The sequence below is a fragment of the Clostridium sp. 1001271st1 H5 genome, assembly GCF_005845215.1.
Lineage (GTDB): Bacteria > Bacillota > Clostridia > Lachnospirales > Lachnospiraceae > Enterocloster.
The window spans coordinates 293,598-314,811 of record NZ_SPHO01000001.1 but is presented as its reverse complement, the minus strand read 5'-3'; the positions used below and the strand labels follow the sequence as shown (position 1 = coordinate 314,811).

Below are 21,214 nucleotides of genomic sequence, written 5' to 3'. Positions count from 1 at the left end.
GATTTCATTATAACCTGTACCCCGGGCCATTACAAGAAAAACAGGGTTCCGGATTGGAGTATATGATTCCCGCACAGGGTTATGCCAACCTATTGCTCCAATCTCATAATCAGCCGTTCCAGCACGGTTCTGACAGCCGCCGGGTCCTTCCGCCCCGGCGGCACTCTGCGCCATCCCTGTTCCAGGGTGGTATAGGCTGCGCCGCAGAGTGTGGGTTCCCGGCACAGTCTGAATCCCTCACAGTCCATCTGGACCATCCAGGATGTGCCTCTGCACCAGCAGTTCATGGCCGGAAGCCGGATGTCATCATCCTCCGCCGCCAGAAACAAGCGGTAAGAGGGAAACGCATCCATACGCAGGGCTAATTCCCTGAGTCCTCTTGCATAATGGGCCGGCGAGACAACCACCTGTTTTTTTCCCAGAAGGGACAGACTGGTGCTGACAAAACATGTATCGGCCCTGTGCTCCATCTCACCCAGCTGCAGAATCTGGATAAATTCTCCCTGTCCGCCTGTCAGCTGGCTCTCCACCAGGTCCCGCAGCAGTCTGTTGATTTCTCTTAACCAGGAAGCCGCCGTGCCCGCTATCCCATTATCCCTCAGTATATCATCAAACAGCTGCTCCCCTGCACTCATGAAGGCCGGCGCCGGAAGATAGGAAAACAGTGTCTCTCCCGCACGTCCCTGCTCCCGCAGCATCCTGGCTGCTTCCGCGCCCAGCCCCATGGAAAGACTGTCAAACATGGGACGGCAGCTGGTAAGGACCATTTCCACCACATTCCTGTGCTGAAGTATGGAATATGCATCTGTATAGACAGTGGCGGAGGTCTGTTCCGGGGACATGGACATGCCTGCAATGCTCATGGCGTGTTCCAAAATAAAGAAGGAAAACCAGTAAATATTCTCATCATAATACTGATGGTAAAACCACCTGGCATTGCGGTGAAATATAAGAGGGCTACACAGCTGAAAAAACGCCACGAACTTGTCAACCGATATGGAAAAATGCAGGGCCGCCTTGAAAACGAATCCCCGGTCCAGCAGCCGCACCATCCTGCTCACCCATTCCCTGGCATAGGCAGTGTCCTCCAGCAGCCATCCGGTCTGCTCCGAATCCACATAAAACAGCTCTCCCGGCGTCTCCATGGCCTCTGCAATCTCCAGAAGGTCGGAGATGGCCTGGCGCCTGCCCTCCCCGCTGGTGTATATGGCAATCTCCGCTGTGCAGAGTGCTTCGGCGCGGATGGTAAATGCCTTTGGCACGGTAAAATGCCGGTCATTCAGTACGCGGCAAAGCAGTTCTGCTGTTCCGGACGGCGTGCCCTCTTCTGATATGCTCCCCCCTTCCTCCTTCCCGGCTTCTCCCTTTGGCTCCTCCAGAGGCACCAGGGAGCGAAGCGCATCTGCCAGGGCCATGGGGTTCTGCTCCAGCAGCATACTGCACACCTCTTTAAAGTAAACGGATTTGGCGCTGAGCCGTCTGCTTCCGCTGCGCCATTTGCTCACAAGGCTGGCGTCCACGTGAAGCCTTCTGGCCAGGGACGCTGTGGACAGTCCCAGACGGTCCATCAGGTATCCCAGGGTGGATAATTTTCGTTCTGTCATGGAATCCTCCTCTCCGAAAACATCTGTCCGCCCCTCCAAACCGCTGACAGACAGCTGTCATGGTACCAGTACTGACAAAGAGGCCAAACCTCTTTTCAAACAGAAAAACCATTGTTATACTATAGACATATCAGCAAGATGCACAAAAGTCAAGAAATAATTAGAATGTTATTAGTTAAAATAACAATCTTTTTAATAGGTCTGGTCCGGAACAGACCTGGCAATCAGAACAACAAAACTGTATATCAAAGAAAGGGGTACACTATCCATGGCAGAGAATAAGGATTATAAATATGTAGACCACTATGATTTCAATGAGGAACTTCTGAAACAGGCATTTGCCGAGGCCCGCAAGATTTACAAGGAGCGCGGCTTCATGCGCAGGATGGGCTTTGGCAAGGCTCCCGCCATTACCACCGTGGATATGGCCAGGGCCTGGATGAGCGAGGGACATCCGTTCACCTGCGACCACTCCGAAGAGGTCTGCGCCAATGCCTTAAAGGTACTGGAAGCCGGCCGCAAGTCAGGCGTTCCCATCTTCCATACCACCACAGGATACATAGGCAAACAGCAGTGGGACCTTCCCCGCTGGGATGAGAAGATACCCATGAGTGCCCTGGATATCAATTCAGAATGGCTGGAAATCGACCCCAAGCTGAAACCGCGTCCGGAGGAGCCGGTCATCCATAAAAAATATGCTTCCAACTTCTTTGGAACCCATCTGGCCCAGACCCTTAATTTCCTGGGTGTGGACACGGTCATCGTTATGGGCGCCACCTCCTGTGCCTGCGTACGGCATACGGTCATGGACTCCACCGGATACGGCTTTAAGACCATTGTTCCGGAAGGCACTGTGGGCGACCGCGTTCCGGGCGTAATTGAATGGAACCTGTTTGACATGGAAGCCAAGTTCGCTGATGTGCTGCCGGTGGAAGAAGTCGTCAAATATCTGGAAGGAATCGATTCCAGTGTTTACACCAAGCACGAACGTCTGCTGGATTAATATTTAACCTGCCGGGCTAAGTTTTTCTAAATATGATACGCCGGTCCCCATGGTCCGGAATCGGCGTATCATAGGTCCATGAAAGGAGCTTATATGAGCCTTCTAATAAAAAATGGAACCATACTGACCGCCGCCAGTGAATTTACAGGTGATATCTATATCGAAGGGGAAACCATCTGCCAAATCGGGACGAATCTGAATGTAAACGCCAGCCAGACCATTGATGCTTCCGGAAAATACGTGATGCCGGGAGGCGTGGATGAACATGTACACTACGGTTCCTTTGGCGGACGCCTCTTTGAGACAGCCGAAGCAGCGGCGGCAGGCGGCACCACCACCATTGTGGATTTTGCCCCCCAGGAAAAAGACGTGCCTCTTCTGGACGCCATCAGGCGGCAGGCAGCCAAAGCAGAACACACCTCATCTGTGGACTTTGCATTCCATGCAGTCATCATGGACCCAAAGGAATCCGTATTTGAGGAAGTCAGGCATCTGCCGGAAGTGGGCGTGGCCACGCTGAAGCTTTTTATGGCATACAAAGGCACTGCATTTTACTGTGACGACGAAGCCATACTGAGCGCCATGATGAATGCAAAGGAGGCAGGCGTCACCATGATGGTCCACGCTGAAAATGCAGACATCATAACCATTCTGACCCGTTATTACCTCAGCCAGGGCAAAACTGCCCCGGTTTACCACTACTATGCCCGTCCTCCCATTGCAGAGGAGGAAGCCACGGGCAGGGCCATTGCCCTGGCAAAGACAGCGGACTGTCCTCTTTTCGTGGTTCATGTCAGCATACGTGAGGCCATGGAAGCCATCAGGGAAGCCCACAACGCAGGGTGGCCCATTTTCGGGGAAACCTGCACCCATTACCTGACCCTGACCACGGACTGCCTGGATAAACCGGGCTTTGAGGGCGCCAAATACATCTGCTCCCCGCCGCTGCGTCCCCAGGAACACGTGGATGCCCTGTGGCAGGCCGTGCGCGAGGGCTGGCTGACCGCGGTGGGGTCCGACCACTGCGCCCTGGACGGAGGATACGAGGGTGCAAAGAAAAAAGGCACCAATTTTTCCAATGTTCCCAACGGATGTCCCGGTGTGCAGGACCGGCTGGCGCTGCTGTGGACCTACGGCGTCTGCACAGGGAAGATTACCCGACAAAAGTTTGTGGAGCTGTTCGCCACCAATCCCGCCAAAGTGGTGGGTCTGCCCAACAAGGGAGAACTGCGTATAGGCGCTGATGCCGATGTGGTAATCTTTGACCCTGACTGGAAGGGAACCATCACCAACAAAGACAGCCTTCACGGCATTGACTATGAACCATTTGAAGGCTTTGAAATCCAGGGCCGGCCGGAGCAGGTCTTCCTGCGCGGCCGTCTGGCAGCCGAGAACGGCAGATTTGTAGGCCAACCCGGCATGGGGCGCTGGCAGAAATGCAAGCCCTATGGCCTGTGTTACGACTACTATCACAAATAAGCGTCCCCGCATATATCCATATGCATAAAAGGTGCGGCAGTATCACAGAAATTCCATGTGATGCTGCCGCACCCTTTTACAGCTCATTCCTTATTTCTTCTTCGGTTTCCTGTGAAGCTTCAGCTCAATGCCCTGTTCTCCTGCCTTTTCCCGTAAAAATCCCTCTGCCTGTTTTGCCTTTTCCTTTACGGACATCCCCTCCTCCTCTTCCAGCGCCAGAGCCTTCATCACATCCTTTATATCCTGCAGAGACAGCAGATTGACCGCCTGGCAGAAAAGGGTCTTCTTCCGCCCGTCATTATAATTCTCCAGCAATGTCTCCAGCTGTCGGGCCTTTTCCATCTGCTCCATATTATAACGCTCCACGCCCATTGTCTCCGCCCGTTTCATATCCCTAAACCGGTTGCGGTGTGTGATGAGGGAGTCAAATTCATCAATCCCTTCATATTTTTCACACGGAAAATCATGACACTGCCAGCAGTACTCAACTCCCGGATGCTGTAAGCTGCACCTTGCGATTGCACATGGCTGGTTGCCCTGTCCGCCACCTTTCCTGTTAATAATACGTTAAATCCCCGTTAAAATATTGTTAATACAATTATGGTTCAACAACAATAATTTACTCTTAAATATTAAAATTATCCAGTGATTATACACAATTTTGTCGATATAATAAAACCAGTTACATGTTCTGCAGACATTGACATAAGCAAATAAAGAGAGGGATTGGAAATGGTGAGTAATTTACTGAAAAAGCTTGGAATCGCAGCCGTGGCCGGTGCTGTCATGGTTTCGGCTTCCGGATGCAGCTCTGTCTCCTCAGGCAAACGGATTATCCGGGTGTCCCACGCACAGTCGGAAACCCATCCTGAGCACCTGGGGATGCTGGCATTTAAGGAATATGTGGAAGAACGTCTGGGCGACAAGTATGAGGTCCAGATATTTCCCAACGAAATACTGGGTTCTGCCCAGAAGGCAATCGAGCTTACACAAACAGGAGCAATTGACTTTGTAATCGCAGGTACGGCAAATCTGGAGACATTTGCGGATGTCTATGAGATTTTCAGCATGCCCTATCTGTTTGACTCCGAGCAGGTCTACCGGTCCGTAATGGAAGACACGGATTATATGGAGCATATATACAAATCCACGGACGAGGCCGGTTTCAGGGTGGTAACCTGGTACAATGCGGGAACACGAAATTTTTACGCCAAGACACCCATTAATACCCCCGAGGATTTAAAGGGTAAAAAAATACGTGTACAGCAGAGCCCGGCCAGTGTGGATATGGTCAACGCCTTTGGCGCGGCCGCTGCGCCCATGGGCTTTGGCGAGGTATATACAGCCATTCAGCAGGGCGTCATAGACGGAGCTGAGAACAATGAGCTGGCCCTGACCAACAACAAGCACGGTGAAGTAGCCAAGTACTATACATACAACAGACATCAGATGGTCCCTGACATGCTGGTTGCCAACCTTAAATTCCTGAACGGCTTAAGTCCTGAGGAATTCAAGGTATTCAAGGAGGCTGCGGCCCTTTCCACAGAGGTGGAATTAGTGGAATGGGATAAAAGCATAGAGGAGGCAAAGCAGATTGCAGCCAATGATATGGGCGTAACCTTCATCGACACGGATGTGGAGGCCTTCAAGGCAAAGGTACTGCCCCTGCACCAGAAAATGCTGGAAAACAACCCGAAAATCCGGGAATTTTACGAATATATCCAGACAGTCAATGATTCCATGAAAGGAGGCGCCTAAACCATGGACAAAATGCATAAAGTAAGGGCAGCCATCATGAAGATGCTGGGTGTGGTCATAACCCTCCTGTTCATCCTTATGACCCTGGTGGGCACCTATCAGATTGTGACGCGTTATTTCTTCAACCGGCCCAGCACCATATCCGAGGAGCTTCTCACCTACTCCTTTACCTGGATGTCGCTTCTGGCCTCCGCCTATGTATTCGGCAAAAGGGACCACATGAGGATGGGCTTCATGGCGGACAAGCTGACCGGCCCGGCCCGCCGGTATCTGGAGGTTTTCATAGATGCACTCAGCTTCTTTTTTGCAGCCATAGTCATGGTATACGGCGGTATCTCCATCACCAGGCTGACTATGATACAGATTACGGCGTCCCTGCGTATCTCTATGGGATGGATTTACATCATTGTTCCCATTGCAGGCCTGCTGATTATGATATTCAGCGCCATGAATGCAGTGGATATGCTGCACAAAGATTTCAGTGAACCAGGGGAGGCAAAGGTATGAGTATAGCAGTATTTTGTGGTCTTGTGATTTTCGTTCTGCTGGCAGTGATGCTGCTGGCAGGTGTTCCCATCGCCATTGCCCTGGCGGTATCCTCCATCTGCGCCATTCTTCCGGTGCTGAACCTGGGGGCTTCCGTACTCACGGGCGCACAGCGGATTTTCTCAGGCATCTCCGTATTCAGCCTGCTGGCCATTCCCTTTTTTATCCTGGCCGGCAATATCATGAACAAGGGAGGCATTGCCATCCGCCTCATCAATTTTGCCAAGCTGTTTACCGGCAATATTCCCGGAGCCCTGGCCCACACCAACGCAGTGGCCAACATGCTCTTTGGAGCCATCTCCGGTTCCGGTACAGCTGCTGCTTCTGCCATGGGTTCCATTATCGGCCCGATTGAGGAGGAAGAGGGGTATGACAGGGACTTTTCCGCGGCAGCCAACATTGCCACAGCTCCCACCGGTCTTCTGATTCCTCCCAGCAATGTAATGATTACCTTTTCCCTTGTCAGCGGAGGCACCTCCGTGGCAGCCCTTTTCATGGCGGGCTATATTCCGGGCATACTCTGGGGCCTTGCATGCATGGTGGTCATTTACTTCTTTGCCAGAAAGAGAGGATACCGCAGCACCAAACGTTATACCGGCTCTGAGAAGGTAAAAGTATTCTTCCAGGCCATACCGTGCCTGTTCATGATTATCGTGGTCATCGGCGGCATCATTTCCGGTATTTTCACCGCCACCGAGGGAAGCGTGGTAGCCGTGGTATACAGCATGGTCCTGTCCATCTTCTTCTACAAATCCATCAGGTTCAGCGAGCTTCCCAGGATTTTCCTGGACAGCGCCGAGATGACAGGCATCATCATCTTCCTTATCGGCGTATCCAGCATCATGAGCTGGGTCATGGCCTTTACCGGCATTCCCACCGCTGTATCGGAAGCCATGCTGGGAATCAGCACCAACCGCTACGTGATACTGTTCATCATCAACATCCTGCTGCTGATTGTGGGAACCTTTATGGACATGACGCCTGCCTGCCTTATCTTTACCCCTATTTTTCTTCCTATCTGCCAGGCGCTGGGCATGAACACCATCCACTTTGGCATCATGATGATATTCAACCTGTGCATCGGCACCATCACGCCCCCTGTGGGTACTACCCTTTTCGTGGGCGTAAAGGTGGGAAAGACTAAGATAGAACAGGTAATCCGCCCCCTGCTCTACTACTTTGGCGCCATTTTCATCGTGCTGATGCTGGTATCCTATATACCGCAGCTGTCACTGTGGCTGCCAGGGCTTATGGGTTATGTATAAATGCGATTAGATGCATAAAGGAATGGCAGGGCTGTGATACGATACCACAGCCCTGCCATTCTTTTTATCCTGATAAACCTCAGGCTTACACCCTCTTTAACCTTTTATCCTCCAGATGGGATACTATCACTGCACAGGCAGCATCCCCTGTTATATTTACCGTGGTACGTCCCATGTCAAACAGACGGTCAATACCTGCCACAAGGGCAATGCCCTCCACAGGAAGCCCTACGCTCTGAAGCACCATGGCCAGCATAATCATACCTGAGCCAGGTACGCCGGCCGTTCCGATGGAGGCCAGGACAGCGGTCAGTATAATGACAATCTGCTGGGACAGGGTCAGGTTAATGCCGTAGCAGGAGGCAATGAACACAGCGCACACACCCTGGTAAATGGCGGTTCCGTCCATATTGATGGTGGCGCCCAGGGGAAGCACAAAGCTGGCAACCTCCTTTTTAGCCCCTAACTTCTCCGCACACTCCAGATTAAGAGGAAGGGCGCCCACAGAGGATGCGCTGGAAAATGCCATTATCATGGCCGGAGCCATACCCTTGAAAAACGTAAGCGGACCAATGCCTGCCAGGGTTTTCACGGTCAGTGAATATACCAGAGAAGCATGGAGTATGTACCCGATATAAGCCACCAGAAGCACAAAGGCCAGGCTGCCCAGTATCTGAGGTCCGTTGGCAGCCACCACAGGCGTAATCAGGCAGAACACGCCGATGGGACTCAGCTTGATGATAAAGGACATAACCGCGATGGACACTTCATTGGCGCTCTCCACGAAGTTGCCAAACACCTCGCCTTTCTTTCCAGCCACAATGGTTCCAAAGCCAAAGAGCAGGGCCACTACGATTACCTGAAGCATGGATGCCTCGGCCATGGGCTGGATGATGTTGCTTGGAAAAATGCCAATCAGGGTCTGGATGAAACTGGGAGTCTCTGTGGCAGTGTACTCCAGGGAACTGGTGGACAGCACCGGAAACCCCTTCTTGAACAGGTTTGCCACCACCAGTCCCAGGGTAACTGCAAAAAAGGTAGTGCCCATATAATAAATGACGGTCTTGCCTCCAATGCTTCCCACCTTCTTAATATCCTTCATGGAAATAACACCGTTCATGATAGAGAACAAGACAATGGGGACAACGATGAATTTCAGCAGGTTCAGAAACAGGGTTCCAAAGGGCTTAATGTAAATCTCTGCAATGTCCGGCCGGCTCATCAACAGCATACCTGCCACAATACCTAATGCCAATCCGGTGAAAATCCATAGTGCAAGTGGTTTCTTTTTCATACGCACAATTCCCCTTTTTTAGTATTTTTGCATAAATGCAATTCTAATTATAACACATTCTTAGCGCCATTACTACTAAATACCAAAAAAGTAAAAAATTAACAATCCCAGGCGTTGTTTATATAATGAACGTCAAACTCAGCCACCCTGTATTCCTGTATACCATGGACAAAAAGCGGTTCATGGTCCAGGTATGCCTGCAAAGCGTCTGCATCCTCCACCCTCATAATGGATATGCCGCCGCTCATATCTGCCTTCAGACCGGACATGAAGGTCATTCCCCGCTCCATCGCTGCCCGGGTATAGGCCATATGCTCGTTCATGATGCCGTCCGTCATCCTGCCGGCGTCTATTATATTTCCTTCCACTAAAAAATACTTCATACTTTTTGTCTCCTGTTCTGTTTTTAATTGTTCCTTCCTGGCTCAAACTTATTTATAAAAAGAAAATAAGGCATACATTCTTTGACTGATATGTTATACTATAAAAATCAAAGTATCTGAAAAGGAGGGTTGCCGGCTTATGCTTAATCCTATCGTTACCGCTGCATAGCAAAGGCTGCTGCAGCTGTACCATAATCCAGTCATGATGGAACATGGCCTTACATAGCCTTTGCTTTCCCGCTTAAAATAAATCACAGGAGAGCAACATGAGCTATCAAAAAGCGGACCGTATCCTGCCCCGCGAACTGCTGGAGCAAGTACAGGAATACGTGGACGGCGCGCTGATATATATACCGAAGACAGCCGGAAATAAAAAGTGCTGGGGCGAGGGGACATCCACCCGCGAAGAGCTCCGTCTTCGGAATCAACAGATTTACAGTGATTATCTGTCCGGCGCAAGTACGGACGAGCTGTCCTCCCTATACTGTCTGTCAGTTAAAAGCATACAGAGAATCATAGGACAGGAAAAGAAAGGCAAATAGACAGAGCAACCCGGACCGATGCGAATCAATCGTATCGGTCCGGGCTTTTTATATCCCATCTTTCCATTGCATGTCTCAACTTTATTTATCAAAAAAGGATGAGGTTGGTATCAGCCTGCCCGGATGATACACTTGTTACTGCACCGGATATCAGGCGGTATTCCAAAGACACAGGAAAGGATATTTACATGAAAGATATCAAATGGACCATACGGTACGACAGGCCTCCTGCACCGCTAAGGTATTGTAAAAAATGCAATACCAGGCAGGAATTCGTAAGCTCCGGACAATTCCGGGTCAATGCCCAGGGGAAATACCTGGACATCTGGCTGATTTATAAATGTTCCTGCTGCAGCTCCACCTGGAACGCAGCCATCTATTCCCGCATAACCCCCGGAAGCCTTCCTCCCGGACTGCTCTCCCGCTTTCACGAGAACGACCCCTCCCTGGTCTTAAAATACTCCATGGACACTGTTTTTCTCCGTCAAAACGGCGCCTCAATACGGCTTCCCCTATACCACGCAGAAGGTGAGGTCTTCGGTCTGGACGGTCCGGTCGCCGTCACTCTATGGATTGATAACCCGTACCCGCTTCCCATACGGGTCCACACTATCTTAAAAGACAGGCTGCACCTGTCACAGCGCAGCCTGGACCTTCTGGCTGACAGCGGCAGGATTCGGTGTGACGATGGCCGGGAACTGAAAAAAAGCAGGACTGAAAGCCATATAAAGCTTATCATCACCGGTGTTTCAGTTCCCTGAGTATACCTTCTGCATCCAGACCGGAACACATACGGCCGTCCACCATGACATTTGGCGCCTTTCTGCAGTTTTTCAGGCAGTTCCTGGTCCTGAGACAGACGGCACCGTCTTCCGATATACCGCTTTTTCCCACGCCCAGTCTCTTTTTCAGTTCATCCAGGACTGCCAGACTGCCCTTTGCAGCGCAGTTTCTGCCGGTACAGAGTACAATCTCATGGGCATAGGGAGCTGTCTTTAAACTGGGATACCGCTTACATATGGCCTGTATCATGGATTCCCGGACCCCGGCAGCCTCAGCTGCCTGCTCCAGCACAAAAGGGCTGATACAGCCATAAACCTCCTGCAGCTCCCTCAGCAGCTCCACTATAGTCTCCTGTGAGGAGCGCTCCGGCAGCCCCCGGTAATAATCCAGAATCTCCCTCATCCGTTCATCCTGTCCAACGTCTATACTGCCGTCACGGCAATCACCGCCTCTGTGATAACCGCTGTCATGGCAATCAGCGCCGCCCCGGGCGTCATTTTCATTTATCTCCATACGCAAAAACCTCGCTTCCAGTATATCATTGGGCTTTTGGGACGGATTTTATTCACAGAAACCAGTTTTTATGCATCTTTCAACTTCAATCCCCCAGATAATAGATAGCGGTAAAGTGTCCTCTTGCATTGTAACAGAGACGGTTGCCCATCAGCTGCCTGCCGATAATCCGACCGGTTTCCTGGTCCCCCGGACCGCTGAAAATATCCCGCTGGTGCTGCGAAGCCCTCAGAAGTTCGGTATCTGCTCCTGCGACAGCCCCCTTAAGGATATAGATATCTCCCCGGTAAACCGGCTTCATCACGGTATCCCGGCTGGTCTGCCACAGGTGGTATTCACCGGTATTGTAATCCAGCCGGATTCCTGTACCGGTCCCCTGTCCTTCTTCCTCCTCCTTACCCCGGAGCAGGAACCCATAAGACGTATCTTCCTGGCTGGGATTCAGCGTCAGTATCTGGCTTCTGCCTGTAAGCTCATCCAGCGTCACCTCCGCCTGGCCGCCCTTCATGACAGTCTGAAGCTGCTCCCTGGTAATGGAGGCCGGAACCAATATTTCCCCCGGCACAACATGGTATGCTCCCATATCCCTGGCAAGGGTCAGGTCAACGCTCAGCCCCGTCTCGTCATACTGTCCCAGGTAAGACAGATAGGGAGCCGGAGGAAGGTCCTCCAACCCATACTGCCTCTGTCCGTCCAGCTTATCCCTGTCCGTGTCATTTTCCATTTTCTGTATCAGGGAAATGTTCCCGGCCTCCACATCCGACAGAGTGGAATCAGAAAAAGCGTCAGGGGCAATGACTCCCCTGTACCATCTTTTTTCAGAAAAATACCGGCTCAGCACGTCGGATTTAAACTGCCTGCCGTTAGCTGCATATATCTCATTCCGAAGAAGCCACAAATCCTCTGTTGGCCACAGGCATAGGTCTGCCCTGGACAAATAGCGGGAAAACACATCCGGAAAAGTCAGACTGTCCTCAAACAGATAATAATCCCCTGCCAGTCCTCCCTCCCCCTTCACCGAAATACGGGGGTCCGAAGAATCATCCAGGGCAAATACAATGGTATAGGTAAGGGCAGGAACCCGCGGTACCTCCTCCATGGTTTCCGGAGTTATCACATATGTCTTTTTTCCCTGCTCCGTCAGGATTTCAGCGCTTCTCAAGCTGTCATAATAGCTGGTGTGCATCTCATCCGGCAGGGTGAACACGCATTGCAGGCGTTCTGATTCCCAGCCATCCTCCGTGATTCCAAAGGATAGGCCGCACCGTATGTCTCCCGCCTTAAAGAAACGGCCGGTTATAAGCTGGTTTCCGGTTTCCAGGTTCTGTACCGCCCTGACAGCGGTTCCCTTTTTTTCCGTTCCTGCCTCATCTTCCGGCCCTGCTTTCCCTGCCGGACCCGCACCGCCTGCGTCCTCCTGCGCACTGTTTCCCCCGTTCCCGGACCCCCGGGGAAATCCCTGTGCCGGTTCCATGTCCTGACGGTGTTCAGAAGAACTGGCAGCCTGTTCCCGGGCGGTTCCGGCGTCCTCCGTATTTGTCTGCCCTGTATCCTTCATCCGGCAGGATGTCAAAACCAGCATGGCCATGGCGGCCCATCCTGCCCTGTATATCTGTTTCCTAATCACGTAAACCCATCCCTTCCATTAATTCGGACCGGATATATCCATCATCTCGTCCCACCGGTTCTGCCTCTTCCAGTCCAGACAGTCGGACAGGGCTCCCCGGAGCAGTTCAATGGAAACCGGTTTTGCCAGATGTCCGTTCATACCGGACAAGCGGGCGCGTTTTACATCCTCAGCAAAGGCGTCTGCTGTCATGGCTATAATGGGAAGCTCCCATATCCGTTCCATTCCGGAACCGCGTATCTCCCTGGTTGCCTCATACCCGTTCATCACAGGCATCTGGACATCCATGAATACCATATCATAATATAGGGCCGGGTGGGAACACACTGCCTCCACTGCCTGGCGGCCATTTTCAGCCATCTCCACCCTGGCTCCCAGAAGTTCCAGCATCTCCGATGCAATCTGCCGGTTCAGTTCATTGTCCTCCACCAGCAGGACCCTCAAGCCCTGGAAGGAAATCTCCGGCCCTGAAGCAGCAGGCTGGGCTGTCTCCTGCGCATCTCCGCACTTATTCAGGCACAGGATAATGGTAAACCGGGACCCCTTCCCGTACTCACTCTCTACCTGGATGTCCCCGTCCATCATGGATACCAGATTCTTTACAATGGTCATGCCCAGTCCGGTTCCTGCCACCTTGCTGGTTCTGCTGTCGTCAGCCCTGCTGAAGGGTTCAAATATATGCTTTATATATTCAGGCTTCATGCCCACTCCCGTATCCTCGATGATGAAACGGTAGGTTCCCACCAGCTGTTCTTCCTTTTTCAGCTCACATACAGAAAAGGTGATTCTTCCCCCTTCACGGGTATATTTTGAAGCATTTTCCAGGATATTCACCAGCACCTGCTTGATGCGCCTGGCATCCCCCATAACCAGCGGCTCAAAGGTTTCGTCTATCTCCACCCGGAATTCCTGATGTCTGCTTTCCATGGATATCCGCACCATCTCCGCTGCATCCCTGGCCAATGCACGCAAATCCAGGGGATTCTCTGCCAGCTCCATGACACCGCTTTCAATCTTGCTTACGTCCAGGATTTCGTTAATCAATCCCAGCAGATGGGAACCCGATGAGGCGATTTTGTTCAGGTAATCCCTCTGTTTTTCCTCATCCCCAATGTGCAGCTGCGCCAGCTCGGTCATGCCTATGATGGCGTTCATGGGTGTGCGGATATCGTGGCTCATGCGGGAAAGGAAATCGCTCTTTGCCTGATTTGCTTTCTCCGCCTTCTTAAGGGCATCTTCCAGCAGCAGCTTTGCCTGCCGTTCCTTTTCCAGGGACTCCTGCTGTATCCTGCGCTCTTCGTCAATGTTCCTGGACAGGGTAATCTCAATCAGGTCGTGTGTATACGGGCTGTCCACCTTCACCACCTGGGTAAAATTCCAGTGGTAGATTCCATCCTCCCCCATGTGGGGAACCTCCATGGACAGAATGCGCTCCCCCCTTCGGAACCGTTCAGTCAGATTCTTCCGGTCAAACTTGCAGGTGAATTCCTCCCGGTAGTCCGGGTGGACCGTTCCCAGTTCAAAGGCAATCAGGTCGTCAAAACAGCCCTGGGCCGCAGGCTCTTTCACCGGAAAACGCTGGTATTCCATCATGTGGTAGGTATTTTGCGTCAGGTTCACTGCAATCAGCATCTGGTAGGCTGCCTTGGCCGCCGTGGCCAGCTGGCTTATCTCCACGTTCCGTTCCTGCTCCAGCAGGTATTCTTCCTGGACATCCCGGAATACCAGGACGCACCAGCACTCATCCTCCTGATTTCCAATTCTGGCCGCTGTAAACTCCACCATTCGGTATGTACCGCTGGTAGTCCTGCGGCGCAGCCTCTTGGAAATCTGTTTTTTCCCCTCTGTAAACATGCGGAGCATGGACTCTCTGGAAAAGTTTTCATTAAAGCAGTCCAGGTCGTCCGGGTGCAGCGCTTTCCGGGCGTACTTGCGGTTCTCCGAGCCAAAATCCCCCTGTTCCGGTATATCGTCCCACACCACATCCTTCTGGCAGCTCACATAGTAATCCCTGGTCAGGTTGGCAATGATGCACTCGTCAAACACAGTCACCAGGCTGCCGGCATACATCTGCCGGATTTTCTGGAACCCCTGCTCCTCCTCAAAGTTCAGACGGTGTGGCGTTGCAGTAATCACCACGGCAGGAAGGCTGCCTTCCCAGTTGATTCGGTTGGCAGTGACATCAACGGTTGATTTAAGGAGAGGGTCATAGCAGACCATATGGTTGGACCCTTTATCCCCCAGCCCATTAAGGGGACATCTGGCGCACAGCTCCGGCCATACTTCATGACACCGGACTCCCAGGGCAGCCCTGCCGCGTCCCGTTCTCCGGCACCGCTCATTAAAATATAACAGCCGGTGGGATTCCTCCTCAATGACATATACGCTGGTTTCTGTCAGTGAATCCAGCAGGTTCATCAGGTTTTCAGCTGTCATGGCACCCCTCCTGTCTCCTATTAATTGCTTACTTCCATCAAATCCGCCCGAAGCTTTTCAGCCCTCTTAAACTGTCCGCGGACATTCTCATACATCTGTCCGTAGTCATCCCTGTCCTCTCCGGTCCGCAGGGGCTCCACAATGCTGCACACGGCATCGTAAAGAGGCTTCAGCCCCATGTTGCCCGTAACCCCTTTCAGGGTATGGGCCGCCTCAAAGGCAGCCGTCATGTCCCCCTGCTCCAGTGCATTTCCCAGTTTACTCAGGTTTTCATCCTGAAACAGCATTCCCAGGAACTTCATATACATTTTCCTGTTGCCCATGAACCGCCCCAGGGTACCCTGGTAATCTGCCCCGTAGGCCTCAAATATTCTTTGAAAATCGTCCATCTTCTTATGCTTCCTTTCCATATATGAAATCGTACAGAGTATGGTACATCCGCTCCGGCTCTATGGGCTTGGCCAGATGGGCATTCATCCCCGCGGCCTTGCTCTTCTCAATATCATCATCAAATGCATTGGCTGTCATAGCTATGATGGGAATGGTGCCCGCATCCGCATTGCTCAGATGGCGGATGTTGGTGGCAGCCGTCAACCCGTCCATCAGGGGCATCCGTATATCCATCAGAATGGCATCGTAGTATCCCTTATCTGATTTGCTGAAAAGCTCCAGGGCGCGCAGCCCGTTTTCAGCCGTATCCACCTTGAATCCCTTGCTCTCCAGAAGCATCATGGCAACCTCTGTGTTAATCTGGTTATCCTCCACCAGCAGCACATGTTTTCCGGTAAAATCATAATCATTTCCCTCCGGCTGCTGCGCCTGCTGCTCCTTCTCGCCCAGGGCCCTTGAAAAGGCCGACACAAGGGAGGACTTGAACATGGGCTTGCTCATCAGCAGATTGACGCCCGCCAGCTTTGCCTCATGCTCAATGGAAATCCAGTCATAGGCAGTCATGATGATGATGGTCACCTCCGGCCCCACAATGCCGCGTATTCGTCTGGCTGTCTCAATCCCATCCATTCCAGGCATTTTCCAGTCAATCAGTATCATGTCAAAATACCGGCCTTCATCCCAGAGCTTCTTTACCCGGTCGATTGCCTTGCGTCCGCTGTCCACCCACTCTGCCTTGATTCCCATTTCGTGAAGAGTCACAACCGCGCTCTCGCACACAGCCACATCATCATCCACCACCAGGGTTTTCAGATGGGAGAAATTATAATCCTGTTTTTTCTGGTTGTGCCTGATTTTCTCTTCCTCTGTGATTCCCAGCTTAACATCCACTGTAAACTCCGTGCCGATTCCTTTGATGGAACGGACCGTAATCTTTCCGTCCATCATATCCACGATATTTTTGGAAATGGCCAGCCCCAGCCCGGTTCCTCCGTACAGGGAGGTGGTTCCTGTGGATTCCTGCGAAAAAGGCTCAAATATATGGGGCAGAAATTCCTCGCTCATGCCCACCCCCGTATCATTTACAATGAATCGCAGCGAGGCATCGTTTTTGGTTTTCCTGCGCTGGGATGCTGAAAAAGTGACCTTGCCTCCCTCCTGGGTGAACTTGATGGCATTGCTCAGTATATTGATGAGCACCTGCTGCAGCTTCATGGCATCGCCTATATAGTAATCATCCAGAACCGGGTCCACGATGCATTCATAATCTACCCCCTTGGCATCCGCCTGGGAGTAACAGATGGAATTTATGCCGTTGATAAACTCCTCCGTTGGAATCTTCTCACTCTTCAGCAGCATCTTGCCGCTCTCAATCCGGCTCATATCCAGGATATCATTAATCAATGATAAGAGGAAACGGGAGGAAATGCCAATCTTGGATATACAGTCCTCCACCTGCTCGTCGTCTCCTATGGACTGGGCTGCAATGGTGCTCATTCCGATGATGGCGTTCATGGGGGTCCTGATTTCATGGCTCATCCGCGAAAGGAAATCGCTTTTGGCTGCATTGGCCTGTTCCGCCGCCACCAGGGCGGCTGCCAGCTCCTCCTTCTGCCGCTGTTCCTTGAGGACCACATCCGTCACATCGGTGCGGGCCACACAAACCCGCTCCAGCTCCCTGCTGATATAAAATACGCGGAACCGCTTAACCCGCGTCTCACCGGTTATATCCCGCATTTCCACGATGAACGTATAGGCATCCCTTTGAGCCAGCTGTGACTTCATGTAATCGTAGTCCAGCTTTTGAAGGTATTCCTTCCTGGCCGCCCCGTCCATATAACGGCTGGAAATGGAGCGTATCTCCGCCTGGAACCGGCTGCGGTCCCGCAGCATGGTATCTATATTAGTCTCATCCACAAGGATGGTCCGGTACGCCATGTCGCGCAGGATGTCCACCTCTGTTATGCTCTCATAATCCAGCTCAGCGATTCGCTTGAGAAGCTGTTCCTGCATCTTTTTCTCTGTCACATCCTGGGTATAAAAGAAAATAATAATATGGCCTGTTTCCGGATTCTGGCAGGAATGCATGTTGGTGCTTTCCCAGAAAGCAATGCCGCTGTTGTTTCTGCGCAGGAACTCAAAGCGGTAATCCACCTTGCCCACTGCATAATCAGACAGCACCCGCTCCCGTTCGAGGCAGCGCCTGATACCGTCTCCATACACCGGGTCCACGGCAGAAGCTGCCAGATTCTCGATGGTGGCCTCGTAGGTATCCCCTACCTTTGCAATGGATGTATCAGCTGTTGACAGGTAGGATTCCAGCCGTCCGGTGGTTACGTTGATGCTTCCCTGTATGCTCCCGTCCGATGAGGACAGTTCCGCAAAATAGGAAAGCTCCTCCTCGTACATCTCCTTAATCCGGTCGCGCATCTGCTTTTCCTCGGTTATGTCCATGCACACCGACATGATGGCGGGACGGTTATCTTCCGACATCATCCGCCTGCCCATGTCGTGGACCCAGATATAGGAACCGTCCTTTTTCCGCATCCGGTATTCCACCACATACTCCTCTGACTGTTCCAGCTGGACTGCCACCAGACGGTCCACCCGGTTCCTGTCATCCGGATGCATACAGTTTGAAATCATTCCTCCAACATCCGATACAAATTCCGCTTCATCCTCATAGCCCAGATAATCCAGCATCCTGCGGTTGATAAAATAAAACGGAAAACCGTCCTCTATGTATCCGCCCATCATTCCCCCGGGCAGGGAGTCATTTAACAGCTCCTGGCGCAGCCTGCTGGTGTGTTCTATGACCAGGGTCTGGGGATAATGCTCTGCGTCCCTCTGGCTGCTGGCCGGCTCTGCCACATGAAAGCTTTTGACCAGCCATGCGCCTCCTGACTCCACCAGGGTAAAAAAAGCCTTCAGATACCAGGTGTATTTGGAATTCCTGAGCGTCAAATCCGCCGATACATTGTATACACCATCAGCAACAGGCTGTTCACAGACAGGGGACAGTACACAGTCAAACGGCTCCGGTATCTCCCGTATATCCTGGGCAAGATAGCCTGCCATCTGCTCTTTTCCATTGGCCAGTTCATCAGCTCCCGTGCCTGCAAACCCCACATCCTCTGTCATGAATGCAAGAGTTCCCTGTGCATCGCGCTGTACAAACCAGGTGCGGCAGAACTCCCGGAGCGTCTCCCCGGGCGTCATCTGTCTCTTCATATATTTTGTCCTCCCCCCAAAGTCAATCTCTGTCCGGGCCAGGATGCCCGTTCCCGCGGCGTCTTTATATGGATAGCCCGCAGTACCCGCCGTCTCAGACTCCTCTGTGAATGGGGCCTTCCTGCAAAATCATCCGCTCCCAGCTCAAGGGCTCTGTCCTCCATAGACTCGTCCTGAGGACCAGTGGCAATGACCGGCACCGCCGGCGCCATTTTTTCCCTCTGCAATACCTCCAGCACGGAAAAGCCGTCTGTCCCCGAAAGGGTCAGGCTGAGAATCACAGCTGCCAGCCTGTTTCCAAAATCAGAGATACAACCAAGGGCAGCCTTGCCGTCTCCTGCCTCCACCACCCGGAAACCGCCTTCAAAGGTTTCCCTTACCGACCTGCGGTAGCCTGCATCTTCATCCGCAACCAGAAGAACCGGAAAGGGCTGAGGCTCCCGGGCGTCTTCCTCACCCATTTTCCCCTGGTCCATGGCCGTATGCCCGTTCCTGAACAGCTCCTCAAATTCAGCCATAGGCATGGGACGGGCAAAGTAGTATCCCTGCACATAGTCGCAGTCCGCCTTTTTAAGACGCTCCAGCTGCTGCCTTGTTTCCACGCCCTCCGCTACCACGCTCAGGTCCATCCACCGCGCCAGCTCCATAATAAAGTGAAGGATTCCGCCGTCTCCCGGACGTTCGGTCTCATCCTGGATGAACTTCATGTCCAGCTTCAGAATGTCCACCGGCATCTTGCCCAGCATATTGAGGGAGGAATACCCGCTTCCGAAATCATCCATCTCAATGACAAAACCCAGTTCCCGCAGATATCCAACTGTCTCGATGACCTGCTCCGGGTTTTCCGTATAAGCGCTTTCCGTTATCTCCAGATGAAGCCGTGACGGCGGCAGTCTGTATTTCTGCACGATTCCCAGCAGCATGTCCGCCAGGTCCCGGTGATAGATGTCCGCCCTGGACACATTGACCGAGACAGGGATGGGCGGATATCCTTTGTCGTCCCACTCCCTGAGAACAGATGCGGTCCGTTCCCACACATACTGGTCCAGCTTTGTGATAAAGCCGTTCCGCTCAAACAGGGGGATGAATTCTCCGGGGGACTGGAATCCCCACTCAGGGTGATTCCAACGCACCAGGGCCTCTGCCCCTGAAAGCCTGTGGTCCTTAATCCTGTACTTGGGCTGCAGGTAGACCTCAAACTGTTTCTTTGAAAGGGCCGGCTCCATACTGTCTGTTATGGCCTGCTCCCGCAGAAGACGGTTGCGCAGCTGGTCATCATAGGCTGCAAAATAGGTTCCATACCGTTCCTTGATGCTGCGGGCAGCCAAAAGGGCCCGGTCGCACATCTGCTCAACCGATACACTCCGGTCAGCCACCTGGTAAATCCCCCACTTCATCACCACATTTCTGGCATTGGGAAGGGTATTTACCCGGGCATTGCACCGGATAAACAGCTCGTCCGTGTAATCCCACCGCCGTTCCAGCAGACAGGCAAACTGGTCCGCATGAAAATGGCCGCAGATTCCCTGTTTTCCCGCCACCCTTTTATAAAGCCTGCCAATCTCAATCAGCAGGTTGTCCCCGGCAGGAATTCCGAATATATCATTAATCAGCTTAAAATTCACGATATCGGAGCAGATGATATCATACTCCCTGTCAGGATGCTGCACCAGGGTTTCCCTTACGCGCTGGTAAAAGAACTCCTTGCTGTAGAGCCCGGTAAGGCTGTCATACTGCACCAGGTTAATCATGGCGGCTGTTTCCCTCAGATGGATGATGCTGGCCACCCTGTGGAGAATGACCTGGGCCTTGTAAGGCTTTGCAACAAAATCAGCAGCGCCGTGTGACAGCGCCGCAACCTCATCAGATTCGCTGTCGCTCTGGGTCGTTACGATTACCGGAATGGATGAAAAGGAAGAATCCGCCTTGATATGAGAGAGAAATGTGTACCCGTCCATGACAGGCATGACGATGTCCAGTAAAATAAGAGAAACCATCTCCCCATATTCCTTCAGGACGGACAATGCTTCCAGTCCATTGCCTGCTTCCAGCACCTTGTATCGGGATGACAGGATTTCCCTTAATATCATTCGGTTTATTTCATTATCTTCCACGACTAAAATTTTCTTCTGTGAAATCATGGTTTCATACCCTTGCCCGGCATTCAGCTGCCGATGAAACTGCTAATCCATCCGGCAAAACCAGGCACCCTCTTTATTTCCTTCTATATATATCGTGGATTTACCAAAACAGACATTCTTTTGACAAATTTCCAATGGTTTAAATATAACAAAAACAGGGGGAAATTGCAATAGGACACCATATAAACTGAATCATATGAGCATGCACCTTTAAAATGA

Annotated in this window: 17 protein-coding genes; 7 read left to right on the top strand and 10 right to left on the bottom strand. The window is 52.0% G+C overall.

Annotation, left to right across the window (positions count from 1 at the left end; translation table 11 throughout):
• Positions 1–89: 89 nt before the first annotated feature.
• Positions 90–1,604 carry a hypothetical protein gene (locus FGS84_RS01315; protein WP_138305937.1) on the bottom strand — a complete coding sequence of 505 codons (1,515 nt, stop codon included), beginning with the start codon at positions 1,602–1,604 and terminating at the stop codon, positions 90–92.
• Positions 1,605–1,872: 268 nt separating this feature from the next.
• Here FGS84_RS01315 and FGS84_RS01310 point away from each other — a divergent pair, with 268 nt between their 5' ends.
• Positions 1,873–2,607 carry an isochorismatase family protein gene (locus tag FGS84_RS01310; protein WP_138305936.1) on the top strand — a complete coding sequence of 245 codons (735 nt, stop codon included), beginning with the start codon at positions 1,873–1,875 and terminating at the stop codon, positions 2,605–2,607.
• A 93-nt stretch (positions 2,608–2,700) separates the two neighbouring features.
• The gene (gene hydA / locus FGS84_RS01305) at positions 2,701–4,086 is read left to right on the top strand and encodes a dihydropyrimidinase (RefSeq protein ID WP_138305935.1); all 1,386 of its coding nucleotides are present in this window, start codon (positions 2,701–2,703) and stop codon (positions 4,084–4,086) included.
• 90 nt (positions 4,087–4,176) lie between these two features.
• Here the strand turns inward: hydA and FGS84_RS31350 are convergent, their stop codons facing one another.
• The gene (locus FGS84_RS31350) at positions 4,177–4,476 is read right to left on the bottom strand and encodes a hypothetical protein (protein WP_227146188.1); all 300 of its coding nucleotides are present in this window, start codon (positions 4,474–4,476) and stop codon (positions 4,177–4,179) included.
• A gap of 342 nt (positions 4,477–4,818) precedes the next feature.
• Between FGS84_RS31350 and FGS84_RS01295 the strand changes: the two genes are divergently transcribed.
• From FGS84_RS01295 to FGS84_RS01285, 3 genes are read left to right on the top strand one after another with little or no spacing between them, the layout of a single operon-like run.
• Positions 4,819–5,844, top strand: a complete 1,026-nt coding sequence (locus FGS84_RS01295) for a TRAP transporter substrate-binding protein (RefSeq protein WP_138305933.1) — start codon at positions 4,819–4,821, stop codon at positions 5,842–5,844.
• A 3-nt stretch (positions 5,845–5,847) separates the two neighbouring features.
• Positions 5,848–6,351, top strand: a complete 504-nt coding sequence (locus FGS84_RS01290) for a TRAP transporter small permease (protein ID WP_138305932.1) — start codon at positions 5,848–5,850, stop codon at positions 6,349–6,351.
• On the top strand, positions 6,348–7,655 hold the full coding sequence (locus FGS84_RS01285) for a TRAP transporter large permease (RefSeq protein ID WP_138305931.1): 1,308 nt from the start codon (positions 6,348–6,350) through the stop codon (positions 7,653–7,655). Before FGS84_RS01290 ends, FGS84_RS01285 begins: the two co-directional genes overlap by 4 nt.
• An 85-nt stretch (positions 7,656–7,740) precedes the next feature.
• Here FGS84_RS01285 and FGS84_RS01280 read toward each other — a convergent pair whose 3' ends face one another.
• Positions 7,741–8,949, bottom strand: a complete 1,209-nt coding sequence (locus FGS84_RS01280) for a dicarboxylate/amino acid:cation symporter (protein WP_138305930.1) — start codon at positions 8,947–8,949, stop codon at positions 7,741–7,743.
• Positions 8,950–9,047: 98 nt separating this feature from the next.
• Positions 9,048–9,332 (bottom strand): YciI family protein, encoded by a 285-nt coding sequence (locus FGS84_RS01275; protein ID WP_138305929.1) that lies wholly within the window; start codon positions 9,330–9,332, stop codon positions 9,048–9,050.
• 266 nt (positions 9,333–9,598) lie between these two features.
• Between FGS84_RS01275 and FGS84_RS01270 the strand changes: the two genes are divergently transcribed.
• On the top strand, positions 9,599–9,874 hold the full coding sequence (locus FGS84_RS01270) for a CD3324 family protein (RefSeq protein ID WP_138305928.1): 276 nt from the start codon (positions 9,599–9,601) through the stop codon (positions 9,872–9,874).
• A gap of 188 nt (positions 9,875–10,062) precedes the next feature.
• Positions 10,063–10,635 carry a DUF1062 domain-containing protein gene (locus FGS84_RS01265; protein ID WP_138305927.1) on the top strand — a complete coding sequence of 191 codons (573 nt, stop codon included), beginning with the start codon at positions 10,063–10,065 and terminating at the stop codon, positions 10,633–10,635.
• Here the strand turns inward: FGS84_RS01265 and FGS84_RS01260 are convergent.
• The 6 genes from FGS84_RS01260 to FGS84_RS01235 all read right to left on the bottom strand — a co-directional run bounded on the left by FGS84_RS01260 (position 10,613) and on the right by FGS84_RS01235 (position 20,995).
• Entirely contained in the window at positions 10,613–11,170 is a 558-nt protein-coding gene (locus FGS84_RS01260; RefSeq protein ID WP_330640975.1) for an NAD(P)H-dependent oxidoreductase subunit E, read from the bottom strand. The genes FGS84_RS01265 and FGS84_RS01260 overlap by 23 nt on opposite strands.
• A gap of 85 nt (positions 11,171–11,255) precedes the next feature.
• Complete coding sequence (locus FGS84_RS01255) at positions 11,256–12,797, bottom strand: DUF4454 domain-containing protein (protein ID WP_243129801.1); 1,542 nt, start codon at positions 12,795–12,797, stop codon at positions 11,256–11,258.
• Between the two features lie 18 nt (positions 12,798–12,815).
• Positions 12,816–15,233: an ATP-binding protein gene (locus FGS84_RS01250; protein WP_138305926.1), complete on the bottom strand. Its 2,418-nt coding sequence runs from the start codon at positions 15,231–15,233 to the stop codon at positions 12,816–12,818.
• A 20-nt stretch (positions 15,234–15,253) separates the two neighbouring features.
• Positions 15,254–15,643, bottom strand: a complete 390-nt coding sequence (locus tag FGS84_RS01245; protein ID WP_347563758.1) for an Hpt domain-containing protein — start codon at positions 15,641–15,643, stop codon at positions 15,254–15,256.
• Positions 15,627–18,854, bottom strand: a complete 3,228-nt coding sequence (locus FGS84_RS01240) for a response regulator (protein ID WP_138305924.1) — start codon at positions 18,852–18,854, stop codon at positions 15,627–15,629. The genes FGS84_RS01245 and FGS84_RS01240 overlap by 17 nt, the downstream gene beginning before the upstream one ends.
• Complete coding sequence (locus FGS84_RS01235; RefSeq protein ID WP_138305923.1) at positions 18,851–20,995, bottom strand: EAL domain-containing protein; 2,145 nt, start codon at positions 20,993–20,995, stop codon at positions 18,851–18,853. The genes FGS84_RS01240 and FGS84_RS01235 overlap by 4 nt, the downstream gene beginning before the upstream one ends.
• Between the last annotated feature and the right edge of the window lie 219 nt (positions 20,996–21,214).